The organism is Leucobacter sp. Ag1, assembly GCF_000980875.1.
GTDB classification, from domain to species: Bacteria; Actinomycetota; Actinomycetes; order Actinomycetales; family Microbacteriaceae; genus Leucobacter; species Leucobacter iarius.
The window spans coordinates 19,565-45,365 of the sequence record NZ_LAYO01000102.1; the positions used below are offsets into that span (position 1 = coordinate 19,565).

Sequence of the window (25,801 nt, forward strand, 5' to 3'; positions counted from 1 at the left end):
AGGGGTCCGCCGCCGACCCTGCGGTAACACTGGGAAACCGGGTAATACTGCGACACGAACCTGCCGCTCGCAGACGCCGCTGGCTAGCGTGAAGTTGATCCAGTCATCTCACGCGAAGGACACTCCAATGCCCGCGACGCAGCCCCTCCCGAACGCCACCATCCTCGGGTACCCCCGCATCGGCCGCCGGCGCGAACTCAAGCGCGCCGTCGAGGCCTACTGGAAGGGCGACCTCACCGAGGCCCAGCTTCTCGAGACCGCGGGCGAGCTGCGCGCCGCGACCCGCGCGCGCCTCGTCGAGCTCGGCCTGCCCGCGACGGGCGGCGCGATCCCCGAGAGCTTCAGCTTCTACGACCAGGTGCTCGACGCGACCCTCGCGCTCGGCGCCGTCCCGTCCCGCTTCGCCGACGTCGCCTTCGCGGACGACGCGACGGACCTCGCGACGTACTTCGCGCTCGCCCGCGGCGACAAGGATCACCAGCCGCTCGAGATGACCAAGTGGTTCGACACGAACTACCACTACAGCGTCCCCGAGATCGACGAGAAGACCCCCTTCGAAGCGAACGCCACTGCGCTCGTCGCGCAGTTCGCCGAGGCGAGCGAGCAGGGCATCGAGACCCGCCCCGTGCTCGTCGGGCCTGTCACCTACCTGCTGCTCGCGAAGGCGTCCGACGCCGCGGGCGAGGGCTTCGCCCCGATCGACCGGCTCGACGACGTCGTCGCGGTCTACGCCGAGCTGCTCGGCGCGCTCGCCGCAGCCGGCGCCACCTGGGCGCAGCTCGACGAGCCCGCGCTCGTGTCGGACTCGCTCTCCGTCTCCCGCGACGAGGCGACGGCGCTCGTGGAGCGCGCCTACGGCGTGCTCGGCGGCCTCGAGAACCGCCCCCAGATCCTCCTGACCACGCCCTACGGCGATTCCTCGGCCTCGCTGCTGCGCATCGCGGCGCTGCCGGTCGAGGCGGTGCACGCCGACCTCGTGCGCGGCACGCTGCCGCACGGCGCATTCAGCTCGGGCGAGTTCGAGAGCGCCTTCTACAAGAAGCAGTTCGTCGCCGGCGTCATCGACGGCCGTAACATCTGGCGCACCGACCTGCGCATCGCGTCGGGCGTGGTGCAGGATCTGCAGCTCGCGGGGATCGACGTGGTCGTCGGCACCTCGAACAACCTGCAGCACGTGCCGCACGACGTGAACGACGAGACGAAGCTCGAAGCGCGCCTCCGCTCGTGGCTCGCCTTCGCCGACCAGAAGGTCGAGCAGGTCGCCGTGCTGGCCCGCGGCCTGCGCCACGGCGCCGACTCGATCGAGGCGGAGCTCGCCGAGACCTCGGCGATCCTCGCCGACCGCGCAGCAGCACCGGGCGTGCGCATCGACGCGATCCGCGATCGCGTCGACACCGTGACCGACGCCGACCGCACCCGCGACGCCGAGCAGGCCCGCCGCGACGCGCAGCGCGCGCTCGACATCCCGGCGTTCGCGACGACCACCATCGGCTCGTTCCCGCAGACCACCGAGATCCGCAAGGCGCGCGCCGCGTTCACCCGCGGCGAGATCGACCAGGACGCCTACGACGGCTTCCTGCGAGCCGAGATCGAGCGCGTGATCCGTCTGCAGGAGGAGATCGGCCTCGACGTGCTCGTGCACGGCGAAGCGGAGCGCAACGACATGGTGCAGTACTTCGCCGAGCTGCTCGACGGCTTCGCGGTGACCGAGAACGGCTGGGTGCAGTCCTACGGCACCCGCGCCACCCGGCCTTCGATCCTGTGGGGCGACGTGTCGCGTCCGGCGCCCATGACCGTCGCCTGGTCGGCCTACGCGCAGTCGCTCACCGACCACCTCGTCAAGGGCATGCTGACGGGGCCCGTCACGATCCTCGCCTGGTCGTTCGTGCGCGACGACCAGCCGCTCGCCGACACCGCGTCGCAGGTCGCGCTCGCGCTGCGTGACGAGATCGACGACCTCGTCGAGGCCGGCATCAGGATCGTGCAGGTCGACGAGCCCGCGCTGCGCGAGCTCCTGCCGCTCGACGCCGACCGCCAGGCGGCCTACCTCGACTGGTCGGTGGGAGCGTTCCGCCTCGCGACGAGCGGTGCCGCCGCCGACGTGCAGATCCACACGCACCTCTGCTACTCCGAGTTCGGCGAGATCATCGACGCGGTCGACGGCCTCGACGCCGACGTCACCTCGATCGAGGCGGCCCGCAGCCGCATGGACGTCGTCGAGCCGCTGGGCGACCACGGCTACTCGCGCGGCATCGGGCCGGGCGTCTACGACATCCACTCGCCCCGCGTGCCGAGCGTCGAGGAGCAGACCGAGCTGATCCGCATCGCCGCCGCCCGCATCCCGGGCGAGCAGCTCTGGGTCAACCCCGACTGCGGCCTCAAGACCCGCGGCTACGAGGAGACCGTGGCGAGCCTGACGAACCTCGTGCAGGCCGCCCGCGCGGTCCGCGCCGAGCAGGCCGGCGCCACGGGAACGGCGTGAGCGGGGAACCCTCCGGTCCCGCGAGCTGGCCGGTCGGCGGCGTGCTACCGACCGAGCCGGTCGGCTCGCTGCCGCGGCCGGCCGGCCTGCAGCGGGCGGTGCTCGACGCCGAGATCGGTCAGCTCCCGGCCGCGGAGCTCCGCGCCGAGCAGGATCGCGCAGTGCGCGACACCCTGGCGCGGTTCGAGGCGACCGGCTCGCCGATCATCAGCGACGGCGAGCAGCGCCGGCAGAGCTTCGCGAGCTACCCGCTCGGCGCCGGCGGCGCCGAGGGCGATGTGCGCGAGGGGCCGGTGTTCGCGGTGTTCGCCGACGGGCACCACCGGGTGATCCCGAGCCTCGCGCGCGGACCGTTCCGGTACCGCGCCTGGGCCGCGGACGACGTGACGGCGGCGCGGGAGCTCACCGCGCTGCCGCTCAAGCAGGCCGTGATCTCGCCCTCGATGCTGTCGCTCATGGTGCCCGAGGCGGGCCTCGGCGACTATTCGCGAGCCGAGTTCCTGGACGACGTGGTGGCCGGTTGCGCGGAAGACATCCGCCGCTGCTTCGCGGCGGGCGCCGCGCGCGTCTCGATCGACTTCACCGAGGGGCGGCTCGCGCTGCGGCGGGACCTCCGCGCCCCGTGGGCCGGGCCGGACGCGCTGGGGGGTTTCATCGAACTCTTCAACCGGGTGCTGGCCGAGCTCGCCCCCGAGGAGCGTGCCGCGGTGGGGGTGCACACCTGTCCGGGCAACGACAACGACTCGGTGCACTCCGCCGACGTCGACTACGCGGAGCTGACCCCCGAGCTGCTGCAGATCGAGGCGGGGTACTTCCTCGTGCAGGCCGCGAGCGAACCGGAACCGGATCGTGTCGCGCGGCTCGTCGGAGCGCAGCTCCGCCGACGCGCCGCCTCCGCAGCACCCGCGCCCCGCGTGCTCGTCGGCGTGACGAACCCGACGAGTCCGAAGCTCGAGACCGCCGAGCAGGTGCGCGATCAGCTGGTGCGCGCTGCGCGGTTCATCCCGCCCGAGCTGCTGGGCTCGACCGACGACTGCGGGTTCTCGCCCTATCTGATCGACGAGAAGCCGCGGCACGGATCGCCGGATTTCGCCCGCGATGTCGCCTTCGCGAAGATCGCCGCGCGCGTGCGCGGCACGGCCCTCGCGGCCGCCGAGCTGAGCGGAGCCGCCGCATGAACGCGACCCTGCTGACGGGGAGCGCGCCCACGCGCGCCCGGTTCTCGTTCGAGGTGTTCCCCGCGCGCAGCGGGGCCGCGGCGCTGGCGCTCGGCCACGCCGTGCAGCACCTCTCGGCCGCCGGGCCGGACTTCATCTCGGTGACCTACGGCGCGAACGGCTCGAACCGCGACGCCTCGCTCGACCTGCTGCGGTACCTGCGGGATCACACCGACGCGCTGCCGCTCGCGCACCTGACCACGGTCGGCGAGACGCGGGAGGCCGTGCGCGCCACGATCCACGGGATCATGGACGCCGGCGTGCACGACTTCCTCGCGCTGCGCGGCGACCCGCCGCGCGGGTCGACCGAAGCGGACCCGCTGGTCTCGGGATCGCTGTCGGCGCTCGAGCTCACCGAGCTGATCGCCGAGGCGCGCGCCGAGCGCCCGGCGCTCACGAGCGTCGGCCGGACCGCCGTCGCGGCGTACCCGAACGGGCACCCCATGTCGCGCTCGCGCTCGGAGGACCTCGACTGGCTCGTCGCGAAGCAGGAGGCGGGGGCGCAGTTCGCCATCACGCAGCTGTTCTTCGAGGCGGAGGAGTACCTGTCGTTCGTCTCCGACGCCCGCGACGCCGGCCTGCGGATCCCCGTGCTGCCCGGTCTCATGCCCGTGTCGACGAGCGCCCAGCTGCGCAAGGTCGCCTCCCTCGCGGGACGGCCGGCACCGGTGCTCCTCGAACGCGCGCTCGAGGAGGCCGGCGGCTACGCGCCGGAGCTCGGCGTCGAGCACACTATCCGCCTGGCCGGCGAGCTGCTGGCCGGCGGTGCGCCATCGGTGCACCTGTACACCTTCAACCGGCACGAGCAGGTGCTCGCCGTGCTGCGCGAGCTGAACCTGCTCGCGCCGGTCGGCTGAGGCTCCGTCACACCGCCTGCGGGTAGCTCTCGGCCGCGCGCTCCGCGAGGTGCCGCAGGTGCTCGGGCACCTCGCGGCCCTTCGCGGCCATGGTCTGCGCCCACAAGCGCCCGGCCCGGTACGAGGAGCGCACGAGCGGGCCGGCGAGCACCCCGGCGAAGCCGATGGACTCGGCCTCCGCCTTGAGCTCGACGAACTCCTCGGGGCGCACCCAGCGGTCGATGGGGTGGTGCAGCTTCGACGGACGCAGGTACTGGGTGAGCGTGAGGATGTCGCAGCCGGCGTCGAACAGCTCGTGCATCGCCGAGGTGATCTCGTGCCGCTCCTCGCCCATGCCGAGGATCAGGTTCGACTTCGTGATCATGCCCGCGTCGCGCGCCTGCGCGATCACGCCGAGCGATCGGTCGTAGCGGAAGCCCGGGCGGATCCGCTTGAAGATGCGGGGCACAGTCTCCAGATTGTGCGCGAACACCTCCGGCGCCGCCTCGAACACCTGCTCCAGGTCCTCGGGACGACCGCCCAGGTCGTCGGCGAGCACCTCCACGCCCGAACCGGGGTTGAGCTCGTGGATCTGCCGGATCGTCTCGGCGTAGAGCCAGGCGCCGGTGTCGGGGAGATCGTCGCGGGTGACGCCCGTGATGGTCGCGTAGCGCAGCCCCATGGTGCGCACGGACTCGGCGACGCGTCTCGGCTCGTCGAGATCGAGCGGCAGCGGCTTGCCGGAGGTGATCATGCAGAAGTCGCAGCGGCGGGTGCAGATGGAGCCGCCGATGAGGAAGGTCGCCTCGCGGTCCTCCCAGCACTCGTAGATGTTCGGGCAGCCGGCCTCCTGGCAGACGGTGTGCAGTCCCTCGCGTTTCACCAGCGAGTGGACGTCGCGGAACTCCGGTCCCTGGCGGGCACGCGTCTTGATCCACTCGGGCTTGCGTTCGATCGGCGTCTCGGCGTTGCGCGCCTCGACGCGGAGCAGGCGGCGTCCCTCGACGGCGGGCCCGGTCGCGGCGGCCGGACTCGCCGCGTGCCCGCCGCCGCACCCGCCGGCGGCGGGTCGACTCGGCTGCTCGGCGGCCAGCACCTCCGAGAGCGGGGTGCCGATGTTGCGGGCGCTCACTCGGCGACCTCCGCGAAGACCGCGGCGAGCCGGGTCGCGAGCGACGGGGCGACCCGAGCGGGCAGGACCTCTGCGCCGACGAGCCGGCTGAGCGTGGTGACGCCGGCGTCGGTGATGCCGCACGGGATGAACGCGGCGAAGGGATCCAGCGAGTTGCTGCAGTTGATCGCGAGGCCGTGGGTGACGATCCCGCCGCTCGTGTGCAGACCGATCTGCGCGAACTTGGCCGGGGCGACGGCCCCGGTATCCGCCCAGACCCCGGAGCGGCCCTCGACGCGGAATCCTCGCGCACCGAACTCCGCGGCGACGTCGATGATCGCCTGTTCGAGCTCGCGGACGAAGTCGACCACGCCGAGGCGTTCGCGGAGCCGGATCACCGGATACGCGACGAGCTGGCCGGGGCCGTGCCAGGTCACCTTGCCGCCGCGGTCGACGGGGACCACGGGGGTGCCGTCGTTCGGGAACTCCTCCGGGAGCGCTCGTCGTCCCGCGGTGTAGACCGGTTCGTGCTCCAGCAGGAGCAGGGTGCCGCGGTCGCCGTCGTCGACGATGCGGGCGACGGCCTCCCGCTGCAGTGCGAGGCCGGTTTCGTAGGGGATCGGTGCGGAGAGGCCCGCTTCGTGCGTGCGGATGCGGGGGAGCGCGATCGTCTCGGACATGCCTCACAGAATAGATGGACTGAGTGTAAATAATCAAAATCGACGAAAGAAGCGCCGGAGCCCATCGCCCCGACGCGTCCTTCGGCGGTGCCGCTCCGTCGTCAGACCGAGCGGAAGACCGCCACGACCTTGCCGAGCACCTCGGCATGGTCGCCGAGGATCGGTTCGAACGCGCTGTTGCGCGGGAGCAGCCAGGTGTGACCGTCGCGGCGGCGGAACACCTTGACCGTGGCCTCGCCGTCGAGCATGGCGGCGACGATATCGCCGTTCTCGGCGTCGCGCTGCTGGCGGATCACGACGAAGTCGCCATCGCAGATGGCCGCGTCGATCATCGAATCGCCCACGACCTTGAGCATGAAGAGCTGCCCGTCGCCGACGAGCTGCCGGGGGAGCGGGACGATCTCGTCGACCTGCTGGTCGGCGGTGATCGGAACACCCGCCGCGATGCGCCCGACGAGGGGCACGTACGCGGCCTCCTCGACCTGCTGCTGCGGTGCGTCGCCGAGGGACTGCGAGGTCTGCGCGAGTTCGACCAGGATCTCGAGGGCCCGGGGGCGGTTCGGGTCGCGGCGGATGTAGCCGCCGAGTTCGAGCCGGGTGAGCTGGTGGGTGACGCTCGACAGTGAGGAGAGTCCGACGGCGTCGCCGATCTCGCGCATGCTCGGCGGGTACCCGCGGGACTCGACGGAGCGGGCGATGCACTCGAGGATCGCCTGCTGCTTCTCGGTGAGCGGCTTCGGAGGGCGGCTCGGGGTCGTCTCGCTCATCTGGGCCTTCTCTCCGGGTGGTGCTCGGGTGATCGGGGCGGTGCGCCCCGGTGCCGATCATGAATGTCGGTAGTCGGTGGTTCAGTGACTACCGGTGTTCGAAACCCTAGTTCGCGGTCCGGTTCCGCGGCAAACATACGTTCGAGTGTCGCCGAAAAATATCGGTCACAGATTCGAATCGAGGGTTGCGGGTTTCGAGTATCGAACGTATATTCGATACAGATGTTCGACCGCGGGTCGGCGTCGAAGTACGAGAGGAGCCGATCATGGGCGCACGAGAACTGGGTGCAACGATCGATCACCACACCGACGCGCAGGTCCCTGCCGCGAAGAGCCGCCTGCGTCTGACGCGCCGCGGCCGCCGCGTGTTCGGCGCTCTCGCGACGCTGGCGGTGTCGGCGCTCCTCGCCGGTGTTGCCGTGTTCGGTTCCGCGCAGGCGCAGGCGAACGTCGACGGGCGTCCCGCCGACTTCGGCTACGTCGTGGTGCAGCCCGGCGAATCCCTCTGGGCCGTGGCCACCCGTCTCGACGCCAAAGCGGATCCCCGCGACCTGATCGCGGAGATCGTGCAGCTCAACCAGCTCGACGGGTCGGGCGTGCAGGCCGGGCAGCCGGTCGCGGTTCCGCTGCGCTACTCGCACGCCACCGGCGTCGTGCCCGCCTCCGAGGTCGGCATCGGCACCAACGCCGAGCTCGCCGCCGGGGCATAGCCCGCGAGTGCGGCGTAACTCAGGGGCGCGAGTGCAGGGCCTCCCCGTAGACTGGATCAGTGACTTCTGAGCCCGCAACCGTGCCCACGACCTCGCCGTCCGCAATCGAGCTCGGCGATCTGCCGCTCCGCGACAACCTGGTCGGCAAGCATCCGTACGGTGCTCCGCAGGACCCCGTGCCGGTCAGCCTCAACGTCAACGAGAACACGCACCCGCTGCCCGAGGCCGTCATCGCCGACATCATCACCGAATTGGAGCGGGCGGTTCGCGGCGTCAACCGCTATCCCGATCGCGAGTTCATGAGCCTGCGCACCGCGCTCGCCGGCTACCTGGGGCACGGCCTTCGCGCCGAGCAGGTGTGGGCGGCGAACGGCTCCAACGAGGTGCTGCAGCAGCTGCTCCAGGCCTTCGGCGGTCCGGGGCGCAGCCTGCTGAGCTTCACTCCGACCTACTCCATGTACCCGCTGCTGGCGGACGGCACCGACACCCGCTGGATCCCGGTCCAGCGCCCCGCTGACTACGCGCTGACCCCGGACCTCGTCGTCGCGGCGATCCGCGAGCACCGGCCCACCGTCACGATCCTGTGCGGCCCCAACAACCCGACGGGCACCCCGCTCGAACGCGAGGTGATCGTCGCCGCGTACGACGCGATCGCCGAGTACGGCGGGATCCTCGTGGTCGACGAGGCGTACCAGGAGTTCGACGCCGAGCACGAGACCGCCGTCGCCCTGCTGCCCGGCCGCCCCCTGCTCGTGGTCTCCCGCACCATGAGCAAGGCCTTCGCCTTCGCGGGCGTGCGGCTCGGCTACCTCGCCGCCGATGCCGCGGTGGTCGACGCGCTGCGACTCGTCCGGCTGCCCTACCACCTGTCCGCCCTGACCCAGGCGGCCGCGACCGCTGCGGTCTGGCACGCCGACGAGATGCTCGCCACCGTCGCCGACATCCGTGCAGAGCGGGATCGCCTGGAGGCCGCGCTCGTCGAGCTCGGCTACACCGTGCACCCCTCCGGGGCGAACTTCCTCCTCGTCGGCGGGTTCACCGATCCCGCGGCGACCTTCGAAGCGCTCCGCGCCGACGGGATCCTGATCCGCAACCTCGGCATCGAGGGGCACCTGCGCATCACCGCCGGCACGCACGCCGAGACCACGGCCGTCATCGAGGCCATCGCCGCGCTCGGCCCGGGCGGCGCCGGCGCGGACCCCGCCAAGTAGGATCGAGATCATGACCGCAGCCCCGCGTACCGCGCAGTTCGAGCGCGCCACGAGTGAGTCCCAGATCGCCCTGAACGTCAACCTCGACGGTTCAGGCGACGCCGACGTGTCGACCGGCGTGCCGTTCTTCGACCACATGCTGACCGCGTTCGCGCGCCACTCGCTCACCGATCTCACGGTGCGCGCCACGGGCGACACCCACATCGACGTGCACCACACCGTCGAGGACACGGGGATCCTGCTCGGACAGGCGATCCTCGAGGCGCTCGGCGACAAGCGCGGCATCTCGCGCTACGGCGACGCGCTCGTGCCGCTCGACGAGTCGCTCGCGCAGGCCGTCGTCGACATCTCGGGTCGGCCGTACCTCGTGCACTCCGGCGAGCCGGCCGGGTTCGAGTTCCACCTCATCGGCGGGCACTTCACCGGCAGCATGGTGCGCCACTTCTTCGAGGCGCTGACGCTGAACGCGCGCCTCACCGTGCACCTCAAGCTGATCGAGGGGCGCGACCCGCACCACATCGCCGAGGCCGAGTTCAAGGCCTTCGCGCGCGCCTTCCGCCAGGCCAAGACCATCGACCCGTTCGTCGCGGGCATCCCGTCGACCAAGGGCGCGCTGTGAGCCGTCCGACCGTCGCGGTGCTCGACTACGGCTCGGGCAACGTGCACTCGGCCGTCAAGGCGCTCGAGCACGCCGGGGCCGAGGTCGAGCTGACCCGGGACGCGGCGCGCGTCGCGGCGGCCGACGGGCTGCTCGTGCCCGGTGTCGGCGCGTTCGACGCGGTGATGCAGCAGCTGCGCGAGGTGCGCGGGGACGAGCTGATCGACCGCCGCCTGGCGGGCGGCCGACCGGTGCTCGGCATCTGCGTCGGACAGCAGATCATGTTCGATCGCGGCGTCGAGCGCGGCATCGAGACCGAGGGGCTCGGCCAGTGGCCCGGCACCGTGCGCGAGCTCGACGCACCGCGCCTGCCGCACATGGGTTGGAACACGGTCGAAGCGCCCGCCGACTCAGTGCTGTTCCGCGGCCTCGAGGGCGAGCGGTTCTACTTCGTGCACAGCTACGCGGCGACCGAGTGGACGCTCGAGGGTCGCGGCCCCGCGACCGCGCCGAAGGTGACCTGGGCCGAGCACGGCGAGCGCTTCGTCGCCGCCGTCGAGAACGGTCCGCTGAGCGCCACGCAGTTCCACCCCGAGAAGTCGGGCGAGGCCGGGATCCGGCTGCTGCGCAACTGGCTCGAAACGCTTTGACCACTCCCGAGAAGAGGAACCCCCACATGACGGAGCTCGCCGAGGGCCCCCAGCTGCAGCTGCTTCCCGCCATCGACATGGTCGACGGCAAGGCCGTGCGCCTCACCCAGGGCGAGGCCGGCACCGAGACCAACTACGGCAGCCCGGTCGACGCCGCGCTCGACTGGATCGAGCAGGGCGCCGAGTGGATCCACCTGGTCGACCTCGACGCGGCCTTCGGACGCGGTAGCAACGTCGCGGTCGCGCGCAAGATCATGAAGCGCGCGGGCACGGTCAACATCGAGTTCTCGGGCGGCATCCGCGACGACGCGAGCCTGGAGGCCGCGCTCGAGATGGGCGCGCGCCGCGTGAACCTCGGCACCGCGGCGCTCGAGAACCCCGAGTGGACGCGCAACGCGATCGCCCGCCACGGCGACCGCATCGCCGTCGGGCTCGACGTGCGCGGCGAGACCCTCGCTGCACGAGGCTGGACCGAGGAGGGCGGCAACCTCTGGGAGGTGCTCGAGCGCCTCGAGGACGCCGGCTGCCCGCGCTACGTCGTGACCGACGTGACCAAGGACGGCACCATGCGCGGCCCCAACGTCGACCTGCTGCGTCAGGTCTGCGAACGGACCGACCGCCCCGTCGTCGCCTCGGGCGGCATCTCGAACCTCGACGACCTCTCGGCGCTGCGCGAGCTGGTGCCGAGCGGCATCGAGGGCGCGATCATCGGCAAGGCGCTCTACGACGGAGCGTTCACGCTCGGCGCGGCGCTCGACGTGGCCGGCCGCTCGGCCTGAGCGGCGCGGGCATGGCGATCAAGAAGCTCCCCTCGACGGGCGACGCCCCGAGATCCACCGGCGTCCCCGAGAGCCTGGTGCCCGGAGGTGCGGGCGATTCCGCGGGCTTCCCGTGGGCCGGACGCACCTTCGACCACCACGAGACCGCGTTCGCCGACGACGACGGCACGACGCCCGCCGAGACCGCTGCCGCGATCGACGCGGTCCGCGAGGCCGCGCGCCGCACGAACGGCGTCGCGACCGCGGGGGACTACTGGGACGCGCTCGCCGTGCTGGCCGACGCCCACGCCGACGCGATCGCCGCCCTCGGCGGCCAGCGCTTCCTCGTGCCGATGCTGGCCGAGGCCGGCGACCTCGGCGTGACCCCCGAGGGGCGCACCGTCGAGAAGACCCAGGAACTCTCGATCGTCACGGTCGCGGCCCCCGACGGGCGCACCGTGCTGCCGATCTTCAGCTCCACCGAGACGCTCTCGGCCTGGAACCCGCAGGCCCGCCCGATCCCGGTCCCGGGAGTGCAGGCGGCGGTCGCGGCGGCCCAGGAGGGCACCGACCTGCTCATGATCGACCCGGGAACCCCCGAGCGCGAGTTCGGCGTGCGCCGCACGGCGCTCGAGGCGTTCGCGCTGCGTGAGCGCGTGCTGCCCGCCTGGGCGGATCCCGACGTCGCACGGGCGTTCGCCGAGTCGGCCGCGGGCGAACCGATGGTCGAGGCGATCTGGCTCGCGCCGGGCGACCTCGAGGGGCGCCTGTTGGAGGCCGAGGTCGACGTGCGGATCCGGCTCGCGCACGCCGAGGACGGCGTCGACCGCGCCGCGCTCGCCGAGCTGCTGCAGCGTCTGCAGCAGCGATGGACGGCGTCCGCCATCATCGCCGAGCGGGTCGACTCGCTGCGCGTCCGCCCGATCAGCGGCTGATCGCCGCCGACCGCTGAGCTCTGCTGCTCAGCGGTCGAGCACGGCCTCGAGCGCCGCCCGTGCGTGAGTCCACAGGAGCGCGCCGCCCGCGTCCGCGAAGACGATGCGCCGGGCTCCGGGGATGCGCGACGCGAGCACCTCGCCGTGATCGGGCGAGTGCGTGAGATCCTTCGCACCGAACAGCACGGACACGGGCACCCCGATCCGATCGAACGGCAGGTTCCAGGCGCGCATCGCGATGAGCGTGTCGCGGATGTAGCCGGCGCCCTCGTTCGCGAAGCCCTCGGCCAGCGCGGAGCGATACCGCTCGAGGAACGCAGGGGCGGCATAGAACGCGCGGTCCTCGGGACCCGAGCCGCTCAGCACCATCTGCTCCATCGCCTCCGCATCGAACCCGGCGAGCACCTCGGCCGCGGCAGCCGGATCCTGCTGGGCGAGATCGGCGAGCCCGGTCGCCTCCGCTGGCAGTATCGCGCGGATCGCGGGGTGCGCGAGCTCATCGGCGGGGGAGACGAGCACGAGTCTCGTGGCCCAGCCGGCCGCCGCCGCACCCAGCCCGAACACTCCGCCCTGGGAGTTCGCGACCACGGGCACTCGCGCATCCGCGTTCCCGAGCGCTGCCGAGACGAACTCCCGGTAGTCGTCGACGGTCGAGGCGAGCGTGCGGCCGGTGTCCGCGTCCGAGGCGCCCATGCCGGGACGATCCATGGTGAGCAGCCGCACCCCGAGCGCCTCGAGCAGATCCTCGCCGAACGCCATGCTCCTGCCGGTCGCGGCGCCCGCGATGAAGAGGACGGGTTCGCCATCGGCGGGGCCGAAGCTCGCCCCGGCGAGCACGCGGCCATCGGGAGTGCGAACGGAAAGGAGTGTCGGGACAGTCATCCCACCAGCCTAGGGAACCGCGTCACCCGAGACCGAAACGGGCCCGCGGTCCTGCTACGCTCTCCGCATGCCCGGGAGCCCTCGGGCGAGGAGCGGCCGTCCGAGGCCCGAACAGCTCAGGAGCCAGCGAACGTGACGCAGACGACCACGAACCAGGCCGCCCCGGCCCGGGCCGAGTGGACGGGCCAGATCGGTTTCATCCTCTCGGCGATCGGCTCCGCCGTGGGCCTCGGCAATATCTGGCGGTTCCCCGGTGTCGCCTACGAGAACGGCGGGGGCGCGTTCCTCATCCCGTACCTCGTCGCGCTGCTGACCGCTGGCATCCCGATCCTGTTCCTCGACTACGCCATCGGACACCGCTTCCGCGGGTCCGCCCCGCTCGCGCTGCGTCGCATCGCCGGCAAGTTCGGCGAGGGCATCGGCTGGTTCCAGGTGATGATCTGCGTGTTCATCGCGATCTACTACACGGCGGTGCTGGCCTGGGCCGGCAGCTACTTCGTGTTCTCGTTCGACCTCAAGTGGGGCAAGGACGCGGCAGGGTTCTTCACCGGCGACTACCTGCAGATGCCCACCGACGGTTCGCTGTTCAGTCTCGCCTTCGTGCCCTCGGTGCTGATCCCGCTCGTGCTCATGTGGATCGTCACCCTCGTCGTGCTCGGTGCGGGCGTGGTCAAGGGCGTGCAGCGCCTCAACGTGATCGCGATCCCGCTGCTCGTCGTCGGCTTCCTGATCCTCGTGGTGCGGGCGCTGTTCCTGCCGGGAGCCGCCGAGGGCCTCAACGCGCTCTTCACGCCCGACTTCGCGGCGCTCGCGAACCCGAGCGTCTGGGTCGCGGCCTACAGTCAGATCTTCTTCTCGCTCTCGGTCGCCTTCGGCATCATGCTCACCTACTCGTCGTACCGCAGGCGCAAGTCGAACCTCACGACGCCCGGCCTCGTGGTCGCCTTCGGCAACTCGTCGTTCGAGATCCTCGCGGGCGTCGGCGTGTTCGCCACCCTCGGGTTCTTCGCGCACCAGCAGGGCGTCGCGGTCGGAGAGCTGCAGAACCTCTCGGGCCCCATGCTGGCGTTCGTCACCTTCCCGGCGATCGCCGCCGAGATGCCGGGCGGTCAGCTCTTCGGAGCCCTCTTCTTCGGTGCGCTGACGCTCGCGGGCCTCACCTCGCTGATCTCGATCATGGAGGTGATCCTCGCGGGGATCATGGACAAGTTCGGCCTGAGCCGCAAGAAGGCGGTGTACGGCATCGGCGGCGTGCTCGCGGTCGTCTCCGTCGTGCTCTTCGGCACGAGCACCGGCCTCATCGCGCTCGACACGATCGACAACTTCGCCAACAACATCGGTATCGTCGGCTCGGCGGTCGCCATGACCATCACGGTGCTCTGGATCCGTCGCTCCGGCCGCGAGCTCTCCGGGCACCTGAGCGCGCTCTCGACCTTCAGGGTCGGCCGCACCTGGCGGTTCTTCGTCTCGCTCCTCGGGCCCATCGTGCTCGGCTACATGCTGCTCGTCACCGTGTTCGGCCCCGACGGACTCATCGCCAAGCCCTACGGCAACTATGCGCCGGAGTACGTCGCGATCTTCGGCTGGGGCGTCGTCGCGGCCATGATCCTGGGATCGGTGCTGCTCACGTCGAGCCGCTGGCGCTACGACCCCGACCGCTTCACTCCGTGGCCCGAGGTGCCGGGGCAGCGGTCGACGCTTCGTCTGACCGGGGTCGAGGCGGAGCCCGCCGTGGCCGCCACGAACGAGGGAGGTGCGCGATGACCCCCATCGCGATCGTGTTCCTGGTCCTCGCGACCGTGATCATCTGGGGCGGCCTCGTCGGCAGCACCATCGCGCTGTCGCGCAAGAGCGAGGTCGATGCGTACCCCGCCGGCGGCGAGGACCGGGCGGGCGAGCGCCTCGAGTAGGACGCCGACCCGGCGGGCCCGGCCGGTCCGCTCGGCCTCGCTCGGGCGCAAGCGCATCGACCACCCGGTCCGTGCGACCTGAAGGATTCCGCGCATGAGGAGCGGCCGAATGCTCGATCCCACCAGGCTTCGCCCGCGATCTGAGCGGCCCCCTAGCATCGGGGCATGACACAGCTGTCTCCTCGCGTTCGCGTCGGCTACGCGCTCGGCGGGATCACCTCGGGCACCTACGGCACCGTGCCCGGACTGATCCTGATGCCGTTCCTCACCGACCACCTCGGCGTCGCGGCGTCGCTCGCCGGACTCATCGTGTTCGCCCCCAAGGCCTGGGACTTCCTCCTGAACCCCATCGCGGGTCGGGTGAGCGACCGCTCGACGCACCCGACCGACCGCCGACGGCCGTTCGTGATCCGGGCCGGGGCGGCGCTCGCCGTCGTCTTCGTCCTGATCTTCGTGGGGCCGGTCGCTCCTCCGCTGCTGGCGGGCCTCTGGGTGCTGCTGATCTCGCTCGTCTGCGCGACCGTGTACGCGTTCTTCCAGGTGCCGTTCCTGTCGATGGCCGCCGAGATCACCGACGACTACGCCGAGCGGACCCGGCTCACGACCTGGCGGGTGGCGGTGTTCAGTCTCGCGATCCTCGTCTCGGGCGCGGTGGCGCCCATGCTGGTCGACATCGGCGAGGGCGTCACGGGCTACCGGATCATGGCGGTCGTGATGGCGGTGCTGATCCTCTGCGGCGCGCTCGGGCTGTGGTTCGGCACCCGCGGCGTGCGGCTCACCCGCGAGGAGCAGGCGGGCGGACGCCTGGTCGAGCAGCTCGGCGTCGTGCTCCGCGACCGCGACACCCGGCGGCTGGTGGCCGCGTTCGTGCTGCAGGCCGTCGCGATCGGCATGGTGCTCAGCGGGGTCGTCTACGTCGCACGCCACGTGGTGCGCGACCCTGGCGCCGCGACCTTCGCGTTCGTCTGCTTCGTCGGACCCGCGGTGCTCTTCGCGCCGCTCTGGTCGCGGCTCGGCGTGCGGATCGGCAAGCAGCGCGGCTTCGCCGTCGCCACGGTGATCATGTCGGTCGGCCTGCTGGGACTCATCGGGACGAGCGGGGGCTCGCTCGTCGCGCTCTACGCGGCCTCCGCGGTCGTGGGCATCGGGTACGCGGGTGCGCAGATCTTCCCGCTGGCGATGCTGCCCGACGTGGCCGCCGAGGACGCGCGCCGCTCGGGAGTGAACCGGATCGGCATGATCTCCGGTCTGTGGTCCGGCTTCGAGCTGCTCGGGCTCGCGCTGGGCCCGGCGCTGCTCGGCCTGCTGCTCGGGATCGGCGGTTACGCGGAGGGCGTGGGGAGCGCCGTCGTGCAGTCCGAATCGGCGCGCTGGGCCATCGTGATCGGGGTGTCCGCGGTTCCCGCGGTGCTGTGCGCGTTGAGCCTGGTGCCGTTGTCGCGGTACCGGCTCGACGCGGAACTTCGGGAGCGCGCGGCCCGGGGCGCGGCCGAGCACGCGGGCTGAGCGCACGCGGTCACCGGCCCGCGGTCACCAGCGCACGTCGACGCGGCCGAGCGCGCGGCCCCACTCGTCGAGCAGGCGGCCGTTGCGCTTGCGCGCGCCCAGCACGGTCCAGCGGTCGACGATCTCGATCCCGTCGCCGAGCGCGTGCTCGAGCTCGGGCAGGGCCGTCAGCGTCGTCGCCCGCACGCTGATGCAGAGCGGCGCGGGGCCGACGACCTGCAGGGCCCGGTATGACTGGGGGAGCCAGCGCGCCTGTGCGCCCGCGGCGTGCAGCTGCGGGGAGCGGGCCCAGAGCATCGCGCCGCGCCGCAGGCCGGCCGCCCACGAGGAGAGGTCGCAGCCGAGCCCGAGGCGTTCCGCGGAGCGCTCCACCGTGCGTCGGGCCGTCGCCTCCGAGACGCCGAGGTGCCCGGCGAGCTTCGCCGCGCTCATGCGCGGATCCTCGCTCAGCGCCTCTAGCAGCTCGGCGACGACCTCCGGCTTCGGCGTGCGCGCGGCGGATCCGCCCGCGCCGCCCGGCTCGCCCGCCATGATCCGCTGCCCGCGCGCGTCGAGCGCTCGCGTGCGCCAGGAGGAGTCCTCGGCGAGCACGGCGGACACGACGTGCATGCGCGGGGCCCGCCCGTCGTGGGCGCCGCCCGGGCCGGCTGCGATCTCGGCGAGCTCCTGCACCCGTCCGCCGAGCCCGCGGAGACCGGACTGGGCGGCCACGAGCGCGACGACGCCCGCGGAGGTCTCGTCGACCGAGAAGGCCCAGGGCTGCGCGCAGACCGCATCGAGGTCGGAATCGGCGCCGAGCAGCACCATCGCCAGGTCGGTGCTCGATTCCCACTGCGCCGACTGCGGCCAGCAGGTCAGCCAGGCGAGCGATTCCTCCTGCATCTGCTCCCACCGGCGCGAGACCGTCGCGCTGTCCGCGCCGACGGCGGCGGCGACCCGGGTCCACGGAGCCCGCGCATCGATCTGCAGCGCGTGCACGATGGCGAGATCGAGCTCGTCGAGCAGCCGCGGCGGTGCTGCGGCGGGGGCGGAAAGGGTCGCGTTCATCTGCAGGAATCGACCTGTCTCTCGGTGATCCATGACGGATCATGCGTGCTTCTGATTCAGAACTGCCCATAGTCTTACGCTCTGCGTATGAATCTGCAAACACCCGAGATCTTCCGAACGATCGAGGACCTCGTGGCGATGGCGCCGCGGGCGACGGGAACCCCCGGGGGAGTCCGCGCCGCCGAGTACGTCGCCGAGCGCTTCACCGCGGCCGGCCTCGACACCGAGACCCTCGAAGTCGACTCCTATGCGTGGCGGAGCACGGCGCACGAGCTGGCGGTCGGCGGTCAGCGCTTCGAGTGCTCGCCGATCCTGCACTCGGGTCTGGCGAGCCACGACTGGACCGGCGCCGCGGAGCATCGGCTCGACGCCCCGATCGTCGACATCGGCGCGGATCCCGTCCGCAAGCACGACGTCCGCGGCAGGATCGTGCTCTTCGACCTCGCCTTCACCATGACCACCGCGCACACCCTCCCGCTCACGCGCTACCTCTACGATCCGGACCGCCTGGTGCGCCGACGCGAGGTCCTCGGCAGCAGGAACCCCTACGTGACCACGCTCGCGCGCGTCATGCGGGAGGCCATGCGGGCGGGAGCCGTCGGGCTCATCGGCGTGCTCCGCGACTACCCCGAGTCCCACCGGTACCACAACGAGTACTACCGGCGGACGCTCTTCGCGCTGCCCGGCGTGTGGATCACGCGAGCAACCGGCGAGGAGCTGCGCCGCAGCCTCGCCGGAGCCCGACCCGCTCGCGCCGCCGGGAGCGCCGGACCCGCGACGGGCCGGCTCGTGCTCGACATCCGGCGCGAGCGGGTCGTCTCCCGCACCGTGCTCGGCGTCCTGCCCGGCCGCACCCGCGACGCCGTCATGGTGCAGTCCCACCACGACTCGGTGAGCCCCGGAGCGGTCGAGGACGCCTCCGGCACGGCGGAGGTCATCGCGCTCGCCGAGCACTTCGGAGCGCGCGCACGAGCGGGGGAGCAGCGCGACAAGACTCTGCTCTTCATCACCTTCGACACCCACTTCACCGGCTACCACGCCCACATGGACTTCGCGCGGCGCAACGTGCTCGCCCCCGACGCGCCCTGGAACATCGTGCTCAACACCACCATCGAGCACGTCGGGCTCCGTGCCGTCCGCGGATCCGACGGCGGCTTCGAATCGGTGCCCGAGACCGAGCCGCGCGGCATCTTCCTCAACGTCAACCCCGCATTCACCCGCCGCATCGCGCAGCTCGTGCGCCGGCACCGGCTCGTCTCCACGAGCCTGCTCGGCGCCGCCGCGCTCGAAGCGTCCGCGAACGGGATCCCCACCGACGCATCCTTCACCTTCGTCGCGGGAGTGCCGACGGTGAGCCTCGTCTCGGGCCCGCTGTACCTCTACGACGACGCCGATACGATCGATCGCATCGATACCGACCAGCTCGTCCCCGTCGCCCGCTTCTTCGCCGACGTCATCGACGACGCCGAAGCCCGGCGCGGGTCCACCCTGGGCCTCGTGCCGACGCGGATCCGGCGGCGCCTGCCGCGGGGGCGATGGTGACCCCCGATCCCGCGCAGCGGGAGCTGCCGGGCCGCGCGATCGTGTTCCCCGCCAGGGCCCTGCACGGCGGAACCCACGAGCAGACCGGACTGCTGCACCTGCCCGACACCGCACCGCCCGACGGCGGATACCCCGTCGTGGTGTTCGGCCACATGACCACCGGCGGCTCCGAGGCGGCCGCGCCCAGCCGTGCGCACCCGGGCCACGTCGAATGGCGGCGCATCTCACAGGGCGACGCCCTCTGCGCCCGCCTGCTGCGCCGGGGGATCGCGGTGCTGCGCCCCGACTACGAAGGGATCGGGTCGAACGGCGCGCACCCCTACCTGATCGGCGCCTCCCTCGGGGAATCGATGCTCGCCGCGATGCGCGCTCGCCGCAGCGTCGACGAGCGCCTCGGCGACCGGTGGGTGCTGGCCGGTCACTCGGAAGGAGCGGTGGCGGCGCTGTTCGCCTCCGTCGCGCCCGCACCGGATCCCGAGGCCCGGCTGCTCGGCACCGCGGTGTTCGCACCGGTCACGCGCATGGATCGCAGCATCGCCCTCGCGCGCCGCTTCGGCGCGGCCGTGCCGGGGAGCGGGACGGTCTCGGCGCTCATCGGGCTCATGCTGAGCGGCGCCGCCGAGGAGGATCCGGGCCTGCGGGAGCTGATCGAACAGGGCGGGCTGAGCGACCGGGCTCGCGGGGCATGGGGCGATCTGGGCACGAAGACGCTCGTTGAGCTCATCGCGCCGGACTCCTGGGGCGGGATCGCTCCCGCGCGGATCGGCGGGCCGCGTCAGGCGGAGCTGTGGGAGCGGCTCTTCGCCTCATTCACCCGCAACGAGGTCGGTCTGCTGCGTCCTGCCGAGCACCAGCCGCCGCTGCGCATCGATGCCGCGCTGCTCGACGAGGTCGCGCCGGCCCCGCTGACCGCCGCCCTCCTACGCGGATACCGCCGCGCCGGGTTCGAGCTGACGAGCCGCTGGTGGCCGACGCACCACTCGGGCGTGATGCGCGAGGGCAACGCGCCCTCCGAGGCCGCCGGGTGGATCGCCGAGCGTTTCGCCGCCTAGAGCAGGTTGATCAGTGCGACGTAGCAGGCGGTGCCCGCCGCGATGCTCAGGAGCGCGCGGCGGCGGAACAGCAGGTGCACGGCGACGGTCACCGCGGAAGCGATGCCGAGCGCGACGATGCGGCCCGGGTGCGCGGTGCCCTGCTCGTGCAGCACCACGACGGCGAGGATCAGGAGGATCCCCGCGGGCATCCAGCGGCCGAGCGCCTGCACGAAGCGGGACTTGCGCAGGGGCTTCAGGATCGCGAAGGGGAGCGCGCGCAGCGCGAGGGTGATGACGCCCGAGATCGCGACCGCCGCGATGAGGTAGCCGGTGCCCGGGGTCATGCTGCCGCCTCCGGTTCGGGGGCGGTTCCGGCGCCCGGCTCGGTGCCGGGAGCAGTGCCGGCCTCGCGGCGTCGGTTCCAGAAGAACCGCAGCGTGAGCAGGGCCGCGTAGAGCACGAGCGCCGGGAGCAGCGGTTGCGTTGGGAACGCGATCAGCGCCGCAGCGACGGCGACACCCGCGAGCAGGATCGAGGGGAGCTCGCGCTTCGACCGGGCGGCGTCGAGCGACATGACGATGAAGAGCGCGCAGAGCGCGAACTCGAAGCCCTCGATCGGATGCGGCAGCAGCTGCGCGAAGACGACGCCCACGAGGCCGCCGCCGACCCAGTACGCCTGCGAGGCGAGCTGCATCGTGACGATGCGCGCGGAGGAGAGCCGCTCGGGCGGCATGAGCACGTACGTCGCGTACGCCTCGTCGATCATCGCGTAGACGGAGTACGCGCGGGGGAGACCGGGCGAGACCCGGCCCAGCGGGAAGGAGAGCGGGTAGAACACGTGGCGGAAGTTGACCGCGAGCACCGTGACCGCGATCGTGACCAGCGGCATCGCGGCGGCGAGCATGGTCACCAGCAGCAGTTCGACGGACCCCGCGAAGATGCCGATCGAGAGCGCGGGCGCCAGCCACCAGGGCAGGCCGGCCTGGATCACGAGCACGCCGAGGGCGATGCCGAGCGGGAAGATGCCGAGTCCGACGCCGAACGAATCGGAGAGCCCCGCGCGGATCTGCGCGGCGCGGCCGCTCGGCGCGGCGGGTGTCTGAGGGGTCGTCGCGCCGGGCATGCGACCATCCTGTCGCATTCGCCGCGCAATGTGCATGCCGATCCGGGCGCATCTGCGCCTGATCGTGCAAGATGGTTGCGTGGATGCTCTGGATCGCGCAATCATCGCGGAACTCGAACGGGACGGCCGGGTGAGCAACGTCGAGCTCGCCGCCCGGATCGGGCTCACGCCAGGGCCCTGTCTGCGCCGGGTGCAGCGCCTCGAGCAGAGCGGCGTGATCCGTGGCTACCGCGCGGTCGTGGAGCCGGAGGCCATTGGACGCGCGTTCGAGGTGATCCTGCACGTCGACCTCGCCACGCAGGAGGCCGGAATCGTCAGCGCCTTCGAGCGCGAGGTCGCCGCACACCCCGAGGTCGCCGAGTTCAAGCGGCTCTTCGGTACCCCCGACTACTTCCTGCGGGTGCAGGCCGCGGATCTCGTCGCGTACGAGGCGTTCCTCACGCAGCGGATCATGTCGGTGCCCGGTGTCGGCAAGGTCAGCTCGCACTTCGCCATGAAGAACCTCAAGGGGGAGTGACCCTGCCAGGGGCTAGCATCGGGGCATGAGCCTTCCGGATGCGACCTCCCGTTACGATCGAACCCCCGTGCGCCGCGTCGGCCGCAGCGGCCTCCACCTGCCGCTGCTGTCGCTCGGCCTTTGGCAGAACTTCGGCGACGACCGGCCCCACGAGGTGCAGCGCGAGCTGGTGCTCGGCGCGTTCGACCGGGGGATCTTCCACTTCGACCTCGCCAACAACTACGGGCCGCCCTACGGCTCGGCTGAGCAGAACTTCGGGCGGATCCTCGGGCGGGATCTCGCCGCGCATCGCGACGAGGTGGTCATCTCGACCAAGGCCGGGTGGGATATGTGGCCCGGGTATCACGGCGCGGGCGCCGGCCGGAAGCACCTCGTCACCAGCCTCGACCGCTCGCTCGAGCGCCTCGGCACCGACCGGGTGGACCTGTTCTACACGCACCGGCCGGATCCGCGCACGCCGCTGGAGGAGACCGCCGCGGCGCTCGACCACATCGTGCGTTCGGGGCGCGCGCACTACGTCGGCATGTCGTCCTACTCGGCGGAGGCCGCGCGCGAGCTCGCCGGACTCATGCGCGAGCTCGGGACGCCGGTCATCATCCACCAGCCGTCGTACAGCATGCTGAACCGCTGGATCGAGACCGAGGGGCTGCTCGACGTCGCCGAGGAGGCCGGCTTCGGCGTGATCGGTTTCACCGCGCTCGCGCAGGGCCTGCTCACCGGCAAGTACCTCGGTGAGATCCCGGAGGGATCGCGCGGTGCCGGGGCCGGGTCGCTGAACACCGAGCTGCTGACCGACGAGCTGCGCGAGCGCCTGCGCGGTCTCGCCGCCGTCGCCGAGCGCCGCGGGCAGTCGCTCGCGCAGCTCGCGCTGGCGTGGGCGCTGCGGGATCCGCGCGTCACGAGCCTCGTCGTCGGCGCGAGTCGGCTGGAGCAGCTCGACGAGAACTGGCGTGCGCTCGAGAACCTGGACTTCGACGCCGCCGAGCTCGCCGAGATCGACGCGCTGCTCGACGGCGCGACCCCCGAGGGGGCCGTCGACCTCTGGCGCGACGCCCGTCTCGGCGGGGAGGTGCCCCTGTTCGGCTCCTGGTGAGCGCGCCGAGGCGCTAGACGCGCGAGCGGGCCCGGGATCGAGTTCGATCCCGGGCCCGCTCGGTGCGACCTCAGATCATCCTGCGCGACGAAGGAGTCGCAGGATCCTGCGACTCGCAAGCTCGCGCAGGATGACGATGGGGAAGCGCGGCCGCGCGTCAGATGACGGGGCCGGTGTACTTCTCGCCGGGGCCGGCGCCGGGGGCGTCCGGGATCGAGGACGCCTCGCGGAACGCCAGCTGGACCGAGCGCAGTCCGTCGCGCAGGCTGCGGGCGTGCATGTCGCTGACCTCGGGAGCGGCGGCCGTGATGAGGCCGGCGAGCGCGTTGATGAGCTTGCGCGCCTCGTCGAGGTCGACCATCTCGTCCGCGTTCGGCTCGTCGGCGAGGCCGACCTTGACCGCGGCGGCGCTCAGCAGGTGCACGGCGGCGGTGGTGATCACCTCGACCGCGGCGACGTCGGCGATGTCGCGAACCGCCTGATCGGCGAAATCGGCCTCTGCGCTCGATGCGTCGGCGTGGGTGTGATCGGGGGTGGCCTGCGTGTCGCTCATGCTGTCCTGTCTCTGTGCTGCGTTCGTGTGCTAAGCTATCGAAGGTTCTCGGCACTCTGCCGAGGCTTCGGAAGTGGATATCCTCCCACCCGGCACCGCTCAACAAGGTTACCGGGTAGTTGACACCCCGCCGCGACAGCAGTCGCAGCAGCTGAAAAGGGTGTGGGAACGCGCATGCGTGCCCGATCCTCTGCCTCCGATTTGCTCCACCGGAAGCCTCCGGTGAAGCGAACGAATTCCCTGAACAGAGGAGCCGGCGATCAGCGATCCCCGTACGAATGAGCGAATCCGCGTCCCCGAGGTGCGACTGGTTGGTCCCAGTGGCGAACAGGTCGGCGTGGTGCCGATTGAAACCGCGCTGCGTCTCGCAGCTGACGCCGATCTCGATCTCGTCGAGGTGGCCCCGAACTCGAAGCCGCCCGTGGCCAAGATCATGGACTACGGCAAGTTCAAGTACGAGGCCGCGCAGAAGGCCAAGGAAGCGCGACGCAATCAGGCCAACACGGTCCTCAAGGAGGTCCGCTTCCGCCTGAAGATCGACAAGCACGACTACGAGACCAAGACGAAGCGTGCCATCGGCTTCCTGTCGCAGGGCGACAAGGTGAAGGCCATGATCCTGTTCCGCGGCCGCGAGCAGTCCCGCCCCGAGATGGGCGTCCGCCTGCTGCAGCGCTTCGCCGAGGAAATCGCCGAGTTCGGCACCGTCGAGAGCACCCCGCGCATCGACGGCCGCAACATGGTGATGGTCATCGCCCCGCTGAAGAACAAGTCCGAGGCGAAGGCCGAGCAGAACGCCCGTCGCGCCGAAGAGAAGGCCACCCGTCGTGCCGAGAAGGTCGACGGATCGGATTCCGCGGACGCGTAATCACAGATCTGCGGCCGCCCGCTGACCGGGCCGCGCCGCTCACGACGCAGCCGCCTTCGGGCGGCGCGCACACAACAAGGAGAAATCGAGATGCCCAAGCAGAAGACCCACTCGGGGGCCAAGAAGCGCTTCAAGCTCACCGGTTCCGGCAAGCTGATGAAGCAGCAGGCCGGCATGCGCCACAACCTCGAGGTCAAGTCCTCGAAGCGCAAGCGCCGTCTGAACGCCGAGCAGGTGCTCGCCAAGGGCGACGCCAAGCAGGCGATGAAGCTCCTCGGCCACTAATCGGCCGCCTCCACCCGAGACTTTTCGTAAGGAAGAACAGAAATGGCTAGAGTCAAGCGGGCCGTAAACGCCCACAAGAAGCGTCGCGTCATCCTCGAGCGTGCCGAGGGCTACCGCGGACAGCGTTCGCGCCTGTACCGCAAGGCCAAGGAGCAGGTCACCCACTCGCTCGTCTACTCGTACAACGACCGCCGCAAGAAGAAGGGCGACTTCCGTCGCCTGTGGATCCAGCGCATCAACGCTGGCGCCCGTGCCAACGGCCTGACCTACAACCGCTTCATCCAGGGCCTCGCTCTGGCCGGCGTCGAGGTCGACCGTCGCATGCTCTCCGAGCTGGCCACCAACGAGCCCGCGGCCTTCGCCGCGCTCGTCGAGGTCGCGAAGAACGCTCTCCCCGAGGACGTCAACGCGCCCAAGGCTGCCTAAGCATCTCGCTTTCCGAGAACCCCGTCGCATTCGCGGCGGGGTTCTTGCGTTTCTCGACCGTGCTTCCCGCGGTCGGGCGCCGGGTCGGGAAGGAGATTCGGCGTCAGAAGGACGTTCGGGCCGGAATCCTCCTTCCGACGCCGAATCTCCTTCGGAACGACGGAACGGAAGAGGGTCTGAGCGACGGGGACTACCCTGGACTGGTGAACGAGATCCTCGACAACCCGAAGGCCGGACGCGTGCGCGCGGCCGCAGCGCTCTCCCGCAAGAAGATCCGGCAGGAGCAGGGCCGGTTCCTGGTCGAGGGCCTGCAGGCCGTGCGCGAGCTGCTCGTGCACCGTCCGGAGCTCGCCGAGACGGTGTACGTCTCGCTCGACGGGGATCAGCGCCTCATCGAGGTGGATCGCCTGGTCGACGAGGCCGAGGCGAGCCCCCGGCGCGACGGCCGCGAACTCCCGCTCGTGCGCGTCACCGCACCGGTGCTCGCGGCGATGGCCGAGACCGTCACGCCGCAGGGCGTGATCGCGGTCGCCCGCAGTTGGGAGGCCGTCGACCCCGAGCAGCAGGCGAACGCGCTCGCGAAGGCGCTGAGCGGGGCACGGCTCGTGGCGATCATGCACGAGGTGCGGGATCCCGGCAACGCGGGCACGGTGCTGCGCGCGGCCGATGCCGCGGGTGCCGACGCCGTGGTGTTCGCCGGCGCGAGCATCGACCCTTTCCACCCGAAGGTCGTACGCTCGACGACCGGCTCGCTGTTCCACCTGCCGGTGGTGACCGCCCCCGACCTCGCCGCGGCGATCGACGCCGCCCGAGCCGCCGGCCTGGCCGTGCTCGCCGCCGACGTGAACGGCGCCGAGCTCGCCCCCGGCGATCCGGCCCTGACCGGATCCGTCGCCTGGGTATTCGGCAACGAGGCGCGCGGGCTCACCGAGGACGAGCGCGAGCTCGCCGATGCGGCCCGCCGACTGCCGATCTACGGTGCGGCCGAGTCCCTGAACCTGGCAACCGCCGCATCGGTCTGCATGTACACGACGGCGTTCGCGCAGCGCGCCTGAGCGGACGA

General features: G+C 71.5%; 28 protein-coding genes. 20 read left to right on the forward strand and 8 right to left on the reverse strand.

Annotation, left to right across the window (positions count from 1 at the left end; all coding sequences use genetic code 11):
- Window positions 1–127 precede the first annotated feature (127 nt).
- The 3 genes from metE to XM48_RS10990 are packed head-to-tail and all read left to right on the forward strand — an operon-like array spanning window position 128 to window position 4,556.
- A complete protein-coding gene (gene metE / locus XM48_RS10980; RefSeq protein ID WP_046455868.1) occupies window positions 128–2,482 on the forward strand; it encodes a 5-methyltetrahydropteroyltriglutamate--homocysteine S-methyltransferase in 2,355 nt (784 codons plus the stop codon).
- Complete coding sequence (locus XM48_RS10985; protein ID WP_084821128.1) at window positions 2,479–3,660, forward strand: hypothetical protein; 1,182 nt, start codon at window positions 2,479–2,481, stop codon at window positions 3,658–3,660. Before metE ends, XM48_RS10985 begins: the two co-directional genes overlap by 4 nt.
- The gene (locus XM48_RS10990) at window positions 3,657–4,556 is read left to right on the forward strand and encodes a methylenetetrahydrofolate reductase (RefSeq protein WP_046455869.1); all 900 of its coding nucleotides are present in this window, start codon (window positions 3,657–3,659) and stop codon (window positions 4,554–4,556) included. Before XM48_RS10985 ends, XM48_RS10990 begins: the two co-directional genes overlap by 4 nt.
- Window positions 4,557–4,563: 7 nt before the next feature.
- Here the strand turns inward: XM48_RS10990 and lipA are convergent, their stop codons facing one another.
- The 3 genes from lipA to lexA all read right to left on the reverse strand — a co-directional run bounded on the left by lipA (window position 4,564) and on the right by lexA (window position 7,093).
- Window positions 4,564–5,526 (reverse strand): lipoyl synthase, encoded by a 963-nt coding sequence (gene lipA / locus XM48_RS10995; protein ID WP_046455913.1) that lies wholly within the window; start codon window positions 5,524–5,526, stop codon window positions 4,564–4,566.
- 137 nt (window positions 5,527–5,663) lie between these two features.
- A complete protein-coding gene (lipB, locus tag XM48_RS11000) occupies window positions 5,664–6,326 on the reverse strand; it encodes a lipoyl(octanoyl) transferase LipB (RefSeq protein ID WP_046455870.1) in 663 nt (220 codons plus the stop codon).
- A gap of 101 nt (window positions 6,327–6,427) precedes the next feature.
- The gene (gene lexA / locus XM48_RS11005) at window positions 6,428–7,093 is read right to left on the reverse strand and encodes a transcriptional repressor LexA (RefSeq protein WP_046455871.1); all 666 of its coding nucleotides are present in this window, start codon (window positions 7,091–7,093) and stop codon (window positions 6,428–6,430) included.
- Window positions 7,094–7,359: 266 nt separating this feature from the next.
- On the opposite strand from lexA, the gene XM48_RS11010 reads away from it, so the two are divergent.
- The 6 genes from XM48_RS11010 to XM48_RS11035 are packed head-to-tail and all read left to right on the forward strand — an operon-like array spanning window position 7,360 to window position 11,955.
- Window positions 7,360–7,803: a LysM peptidoglycan-binding domain-containing protein gene (locus tag XM48_RS11010; RefSeq protein WP_052961458.1), complete on the forward strand. Its 444-nt coding sequence runs from the start codon at window positions 7,360–7,362 to the stop codon at window positions 7,801–7,803.
- A 59-nt stretch (window positions 7,804–7,862) separates the two neighbouring features.
- Window positions 7,863–9,014, forward strand: a complete 1,152-nt coding sequence (locus XM48_RS11015) for a histidinol-phosphate transaminase (RefSeq protein WP_231580870.1) — start codon at window positions 7,863–7,865, stop codon at window positions 9,012–9,014.
- A 10-nt stretch (window positions 9,015–9,024) separates the two neighbouring features.
- On the forward strand, window positions 9,025–9,633 hold the full coding sequence (gene hisB, locus XM48_RS11020) for an imidazoleglycerol-phosphate dehydratase HisB (protein WP_046455872.1): 609 nt from the start codon (window positions 9,025–9,027) through the stop codon (window positions 9,631–9,633).
- Window positions 9,630–10,262: an imidazole glycerol phosphate synthase subunit HisH gene (gene hisH / locus XM48_RS11025; RefSeq protein ID WP_046455873.1), complete on the forward strand. Its 633-nt coding sequence runs from the start codon at window positions 9,630–9,632 to the stop codon at window positions 10,260–10,262. The genes hisB and hisH overlap by 4 nt, the downstream gene beginning before the upstream one ends.
- 26 nt (window positions 10,263–10,288) lie before the next feature.
- The gene (gene priA / locus XM48_RS11030) at window positions 10,289–11,041 is read left to right on the forward strand and encodes a bifunctional 1-(5-phosphoribosyl)-5-((5-phosphoribosylamino)methylideneamino)imidazole-4-carboxamide isomerase/phosphoribosylanthranilate isomerase PriA (RefSeq protein ID WP_046455874.1); all 753 of its coding nucleotides are present in this window, start codon (window positions 10,289–10,291) and stop codon (window positions 11,039–11,041) included.
- 11 nt (window positions 11,042–11,052) lie between these two features.
- Entirely contained in the window at window positions 11,053–11,955 is a 903-nt protein-coding gene (locus tag XM48_RS11035; protein WP_046455875.1) for an SseB family protein, read from the forward strand.
- Window positions 11,956–11,982: 27 nt separating this feature from the next.
- On the opposite strand, the gene XM48_RS11040 is transcribed toward XM48_RS11035, so the two are convergent.
- Window positions 11,983–12,837 (reverse strand): alpha/beta fold hydrolase, encoded by an 855-nt coding sequence (locus XM48_RS11040; RefSeq protein ID WP_046455876.1) that lies wholly within the window; start codon window positions 12,835–12,837, stop codon window positions 11,983–11,985.
- Between the two features lie 132 nt (window positions 12,838–12,969).
- Here XM48_RS11040 and XM48_RS11045 point away from each other — a divergent pair, with 132 nt between their 5' ends.
- The 3 genes from XM48_RS11045 to XM48_RS11050 all read left to right on the forward strand — a co-directional run bounded on the left by XM48_RS11045 (window position 12,970) and on the right by XM48_RS11050 (window position 16,253).
- Window positions 12,970–14,601, forward strand: a complete 1,632-nt coding sequence (locus tag XM48_RS11045) for a sodium-dependent transporter (protein ID WP_084821129.1) — start codon at window positions 12,970–12,972, stop codon at window positions 14,599–14,601.
- A complete protein-coding gene (locus XM48_RS17970) occupies window positions 14,598–14,747 on the forward strand; it encodes a methionine/alanine import family NSS transporter small subunit (protein WP_156175042.1) in 150 nt (49 codons plus the stop codon). Before XM48_RS11045 ends, XM48_RS17970 begins: the two co-directional genes overlap by 4 nt.
- A 165-nt stretch (window positions 14,748–14,912) precedes the next feature.
- On the forward strand, window positions 14,913–16,253 hold the full coding sequence (locus tag XM48_RS11050; protein WP_046455877.1) for an MFS transporter: 1,341 nt from the start codon (window positions 14,913–14,915) through the stop codon (window positions 16,251–16,253).
- Window positions 16,254–16,277: 24 nt separating this feature from the next.
- Here the strand turns inward: XM48_RS11050 and XM48_RS11055 are convergent, their stop codons facing one another.
- Window positions 16,278–17,300 carry an AsnC family transcriptional regulator gene (locus XM48_RS11055; RefSeq protein WP_046455878.1) on the reverse strand — a complete coding sequence of 341 codons (1,023 nt, stop codon included), beginning with the start codon at window positions 17,298–17,300 and terminating at the stop codon, window positions 16,278–16,280.
- Window positions 17,301–17,387: 87 nt separating this feature from the next.
- On the opposite strand from XM48_RS11055, the gene XM48_RS11060 reads away from it, so the two are divergent.
- Both XM48_RS11060 and XM48_RS11065 read left to right on the forward strand, forming a co-directional pair.
- Window positions 17,388–18,842 carry a M28 family peptidase gene (locus tag XM48_RS11060; protein WP_052961459.1) on the forward strand — a complete coding sequence of 485 codons (1,455 nt, stop codon included), beginning with the start codon at window positions 17,388–17,390 and terminating at the stop codon, window positions 18,840–18,842.
- A complete protein-coding gene (locus XM48_RS11065) occupies window positions 18,839–19,894 on the forward strand; it encodes a lipase family protein (RefSeq protein WP_197074196.1) in 1,056 nt (351 codons plus the stop codon). Before XM48_RS11060 ends, XM48_RS11065 begins: the two co-directional genes overlap by 4 nt.
- Here XM48_RS11065 and XM48_RS11070 read toward each other — a convergent pair.
- Window positions 19,891–20,220: a branched-chain amino acid transporter permease gene (locus XM48_RS11070; RefSeq protein WP_046455880.1), complete on the reverse strand. Its 330-nt coding sequence runs from the start codon at window positions 20,218–20,220 to the stop codon at window positions 19,891–19,893. The genes XM48_RS11065 and XM48_RS11070 overlap by 4 nt on opposite strands.
- Window positions 20,217–20,999, reverse strand: a complete 783-nt coding sequence (locus XM48_RS11075) for an AzlC family ABC transporter permease (RefSeq protein WP_046455881.1) — start codon at window positions 20,997–20,999, stop codon at window positions 20,217–20,219. Before XM48_RS11075 ends, XM48_RS11070 begins: the two co-directional genes overlap by 4 nt.
- Before the next feature lie 79 nt (window positions 21,000–21,078).
- On the opposite strand from XM48_RS11075, the gene XM48_RS11080 reads away from it, so the two are divergent.
- Window positions 21,079–21,516 (forward strand): Lrp/AsnC family transcriptional regulator, encoded by a 438-nt coding sequence (locus tag XM48_RS11080; RefSeq protein WP_046455882.1) that lies wholly within the window; start codon window positions 21,079–21,081, stop codon window positions 21,514–21,516.
- A gap of 25 nt (window positions 21,517–21,541) precedes the next feature.
- The gene (locus tag XM48_RS11085) at window positions 21,542–22,609 is read left to right on the forward strand and encodes an aldo/keto reductase (protein WP_046455883.1); all 1,068 of its coding nucleotides are present in this window, start codon (window positions 21,542–21,544) and stop codon (window positions 22,607–22,609) included.
- 157 nt (window positions 22,610–22,766) lie between these two features.
- On the opposite strand, the gene XM48_RS11090 is transcribed toward XM48_RS11085, so the two are convergent.
- On the reverse strand, window positions 22,767–23,162 hold the full coding sequence (locus tag XM48_RS11090; RefSeq protein ID WP_046455884.1) for a DUF1844 domain-containing protein: 396 nt from the start codon (window positions 23,160–23,162) through the stop codon (window positions 22,767–22,769).
- 259 nt (window positions 23,163–23,421) lie between these two features.
- On the opposite strand from XM48_RS11090, the gene infC reads away from it, so the two are divergent.
- The 4 genes from infC to XM48_RS11110 all read left to right on the forward strand — a co-directional run bounded on the left by infC (window position 23,422) and on the right by XM48_RS11110 (window position 25,793).
- Window positions 23,422–24,027, forward strand: coding sequence for a translation initiation factor IF-3 (gene infC, locus XM48_RS11095; protein ID WP_084821131.1), 606 nt, complete (start codon window positions 23,422–23,424; stop codon window positions 24,025–24,027).
- Window positions 24,028–24,117: 90 nt separating this feature from the next.
- Window positions 24,118–24,312 (forward strand): 50S ribosomal protein L35, encoded by a 195-nt coding sequence (gene rpmI / locus XM48_RS11100; RefSeq protein ID WP_024356294.1) that lies wholly within the window; start codon window positions 24,118–24,120, stop codon window positions 24,310–24,312.
- Window positions 24,313–24,354: 42 nt separating this feature from the next.
- Window positions 24,355–24,738: a 50S ribosomal protein L20 gene (rplT, locus tag XM48_RS11105; RefSeq protein WP_046455885.1), complete on the forward strand. Its 384-nt coding sequence runs from the start codon at window positions 24,355–24,357 to the stop codon at window positions 24,736–24,738.
- A gap of 212 nt (window positions 24,739–24,950) precedes the next feature.
- Window positions 24,951–25,793: an RNA methyltransferase gene (locus XM48_RS11110; protein ID WP_046455919.1), complete on the forward strand. Its 843-nt coding sequence runs from the start codon at window positions 24,951–24,953 to the stop codon at window positions 25,791–25,793.
- Window positions 25,794–25,801 lie beyond the last annotated feature (8 nt).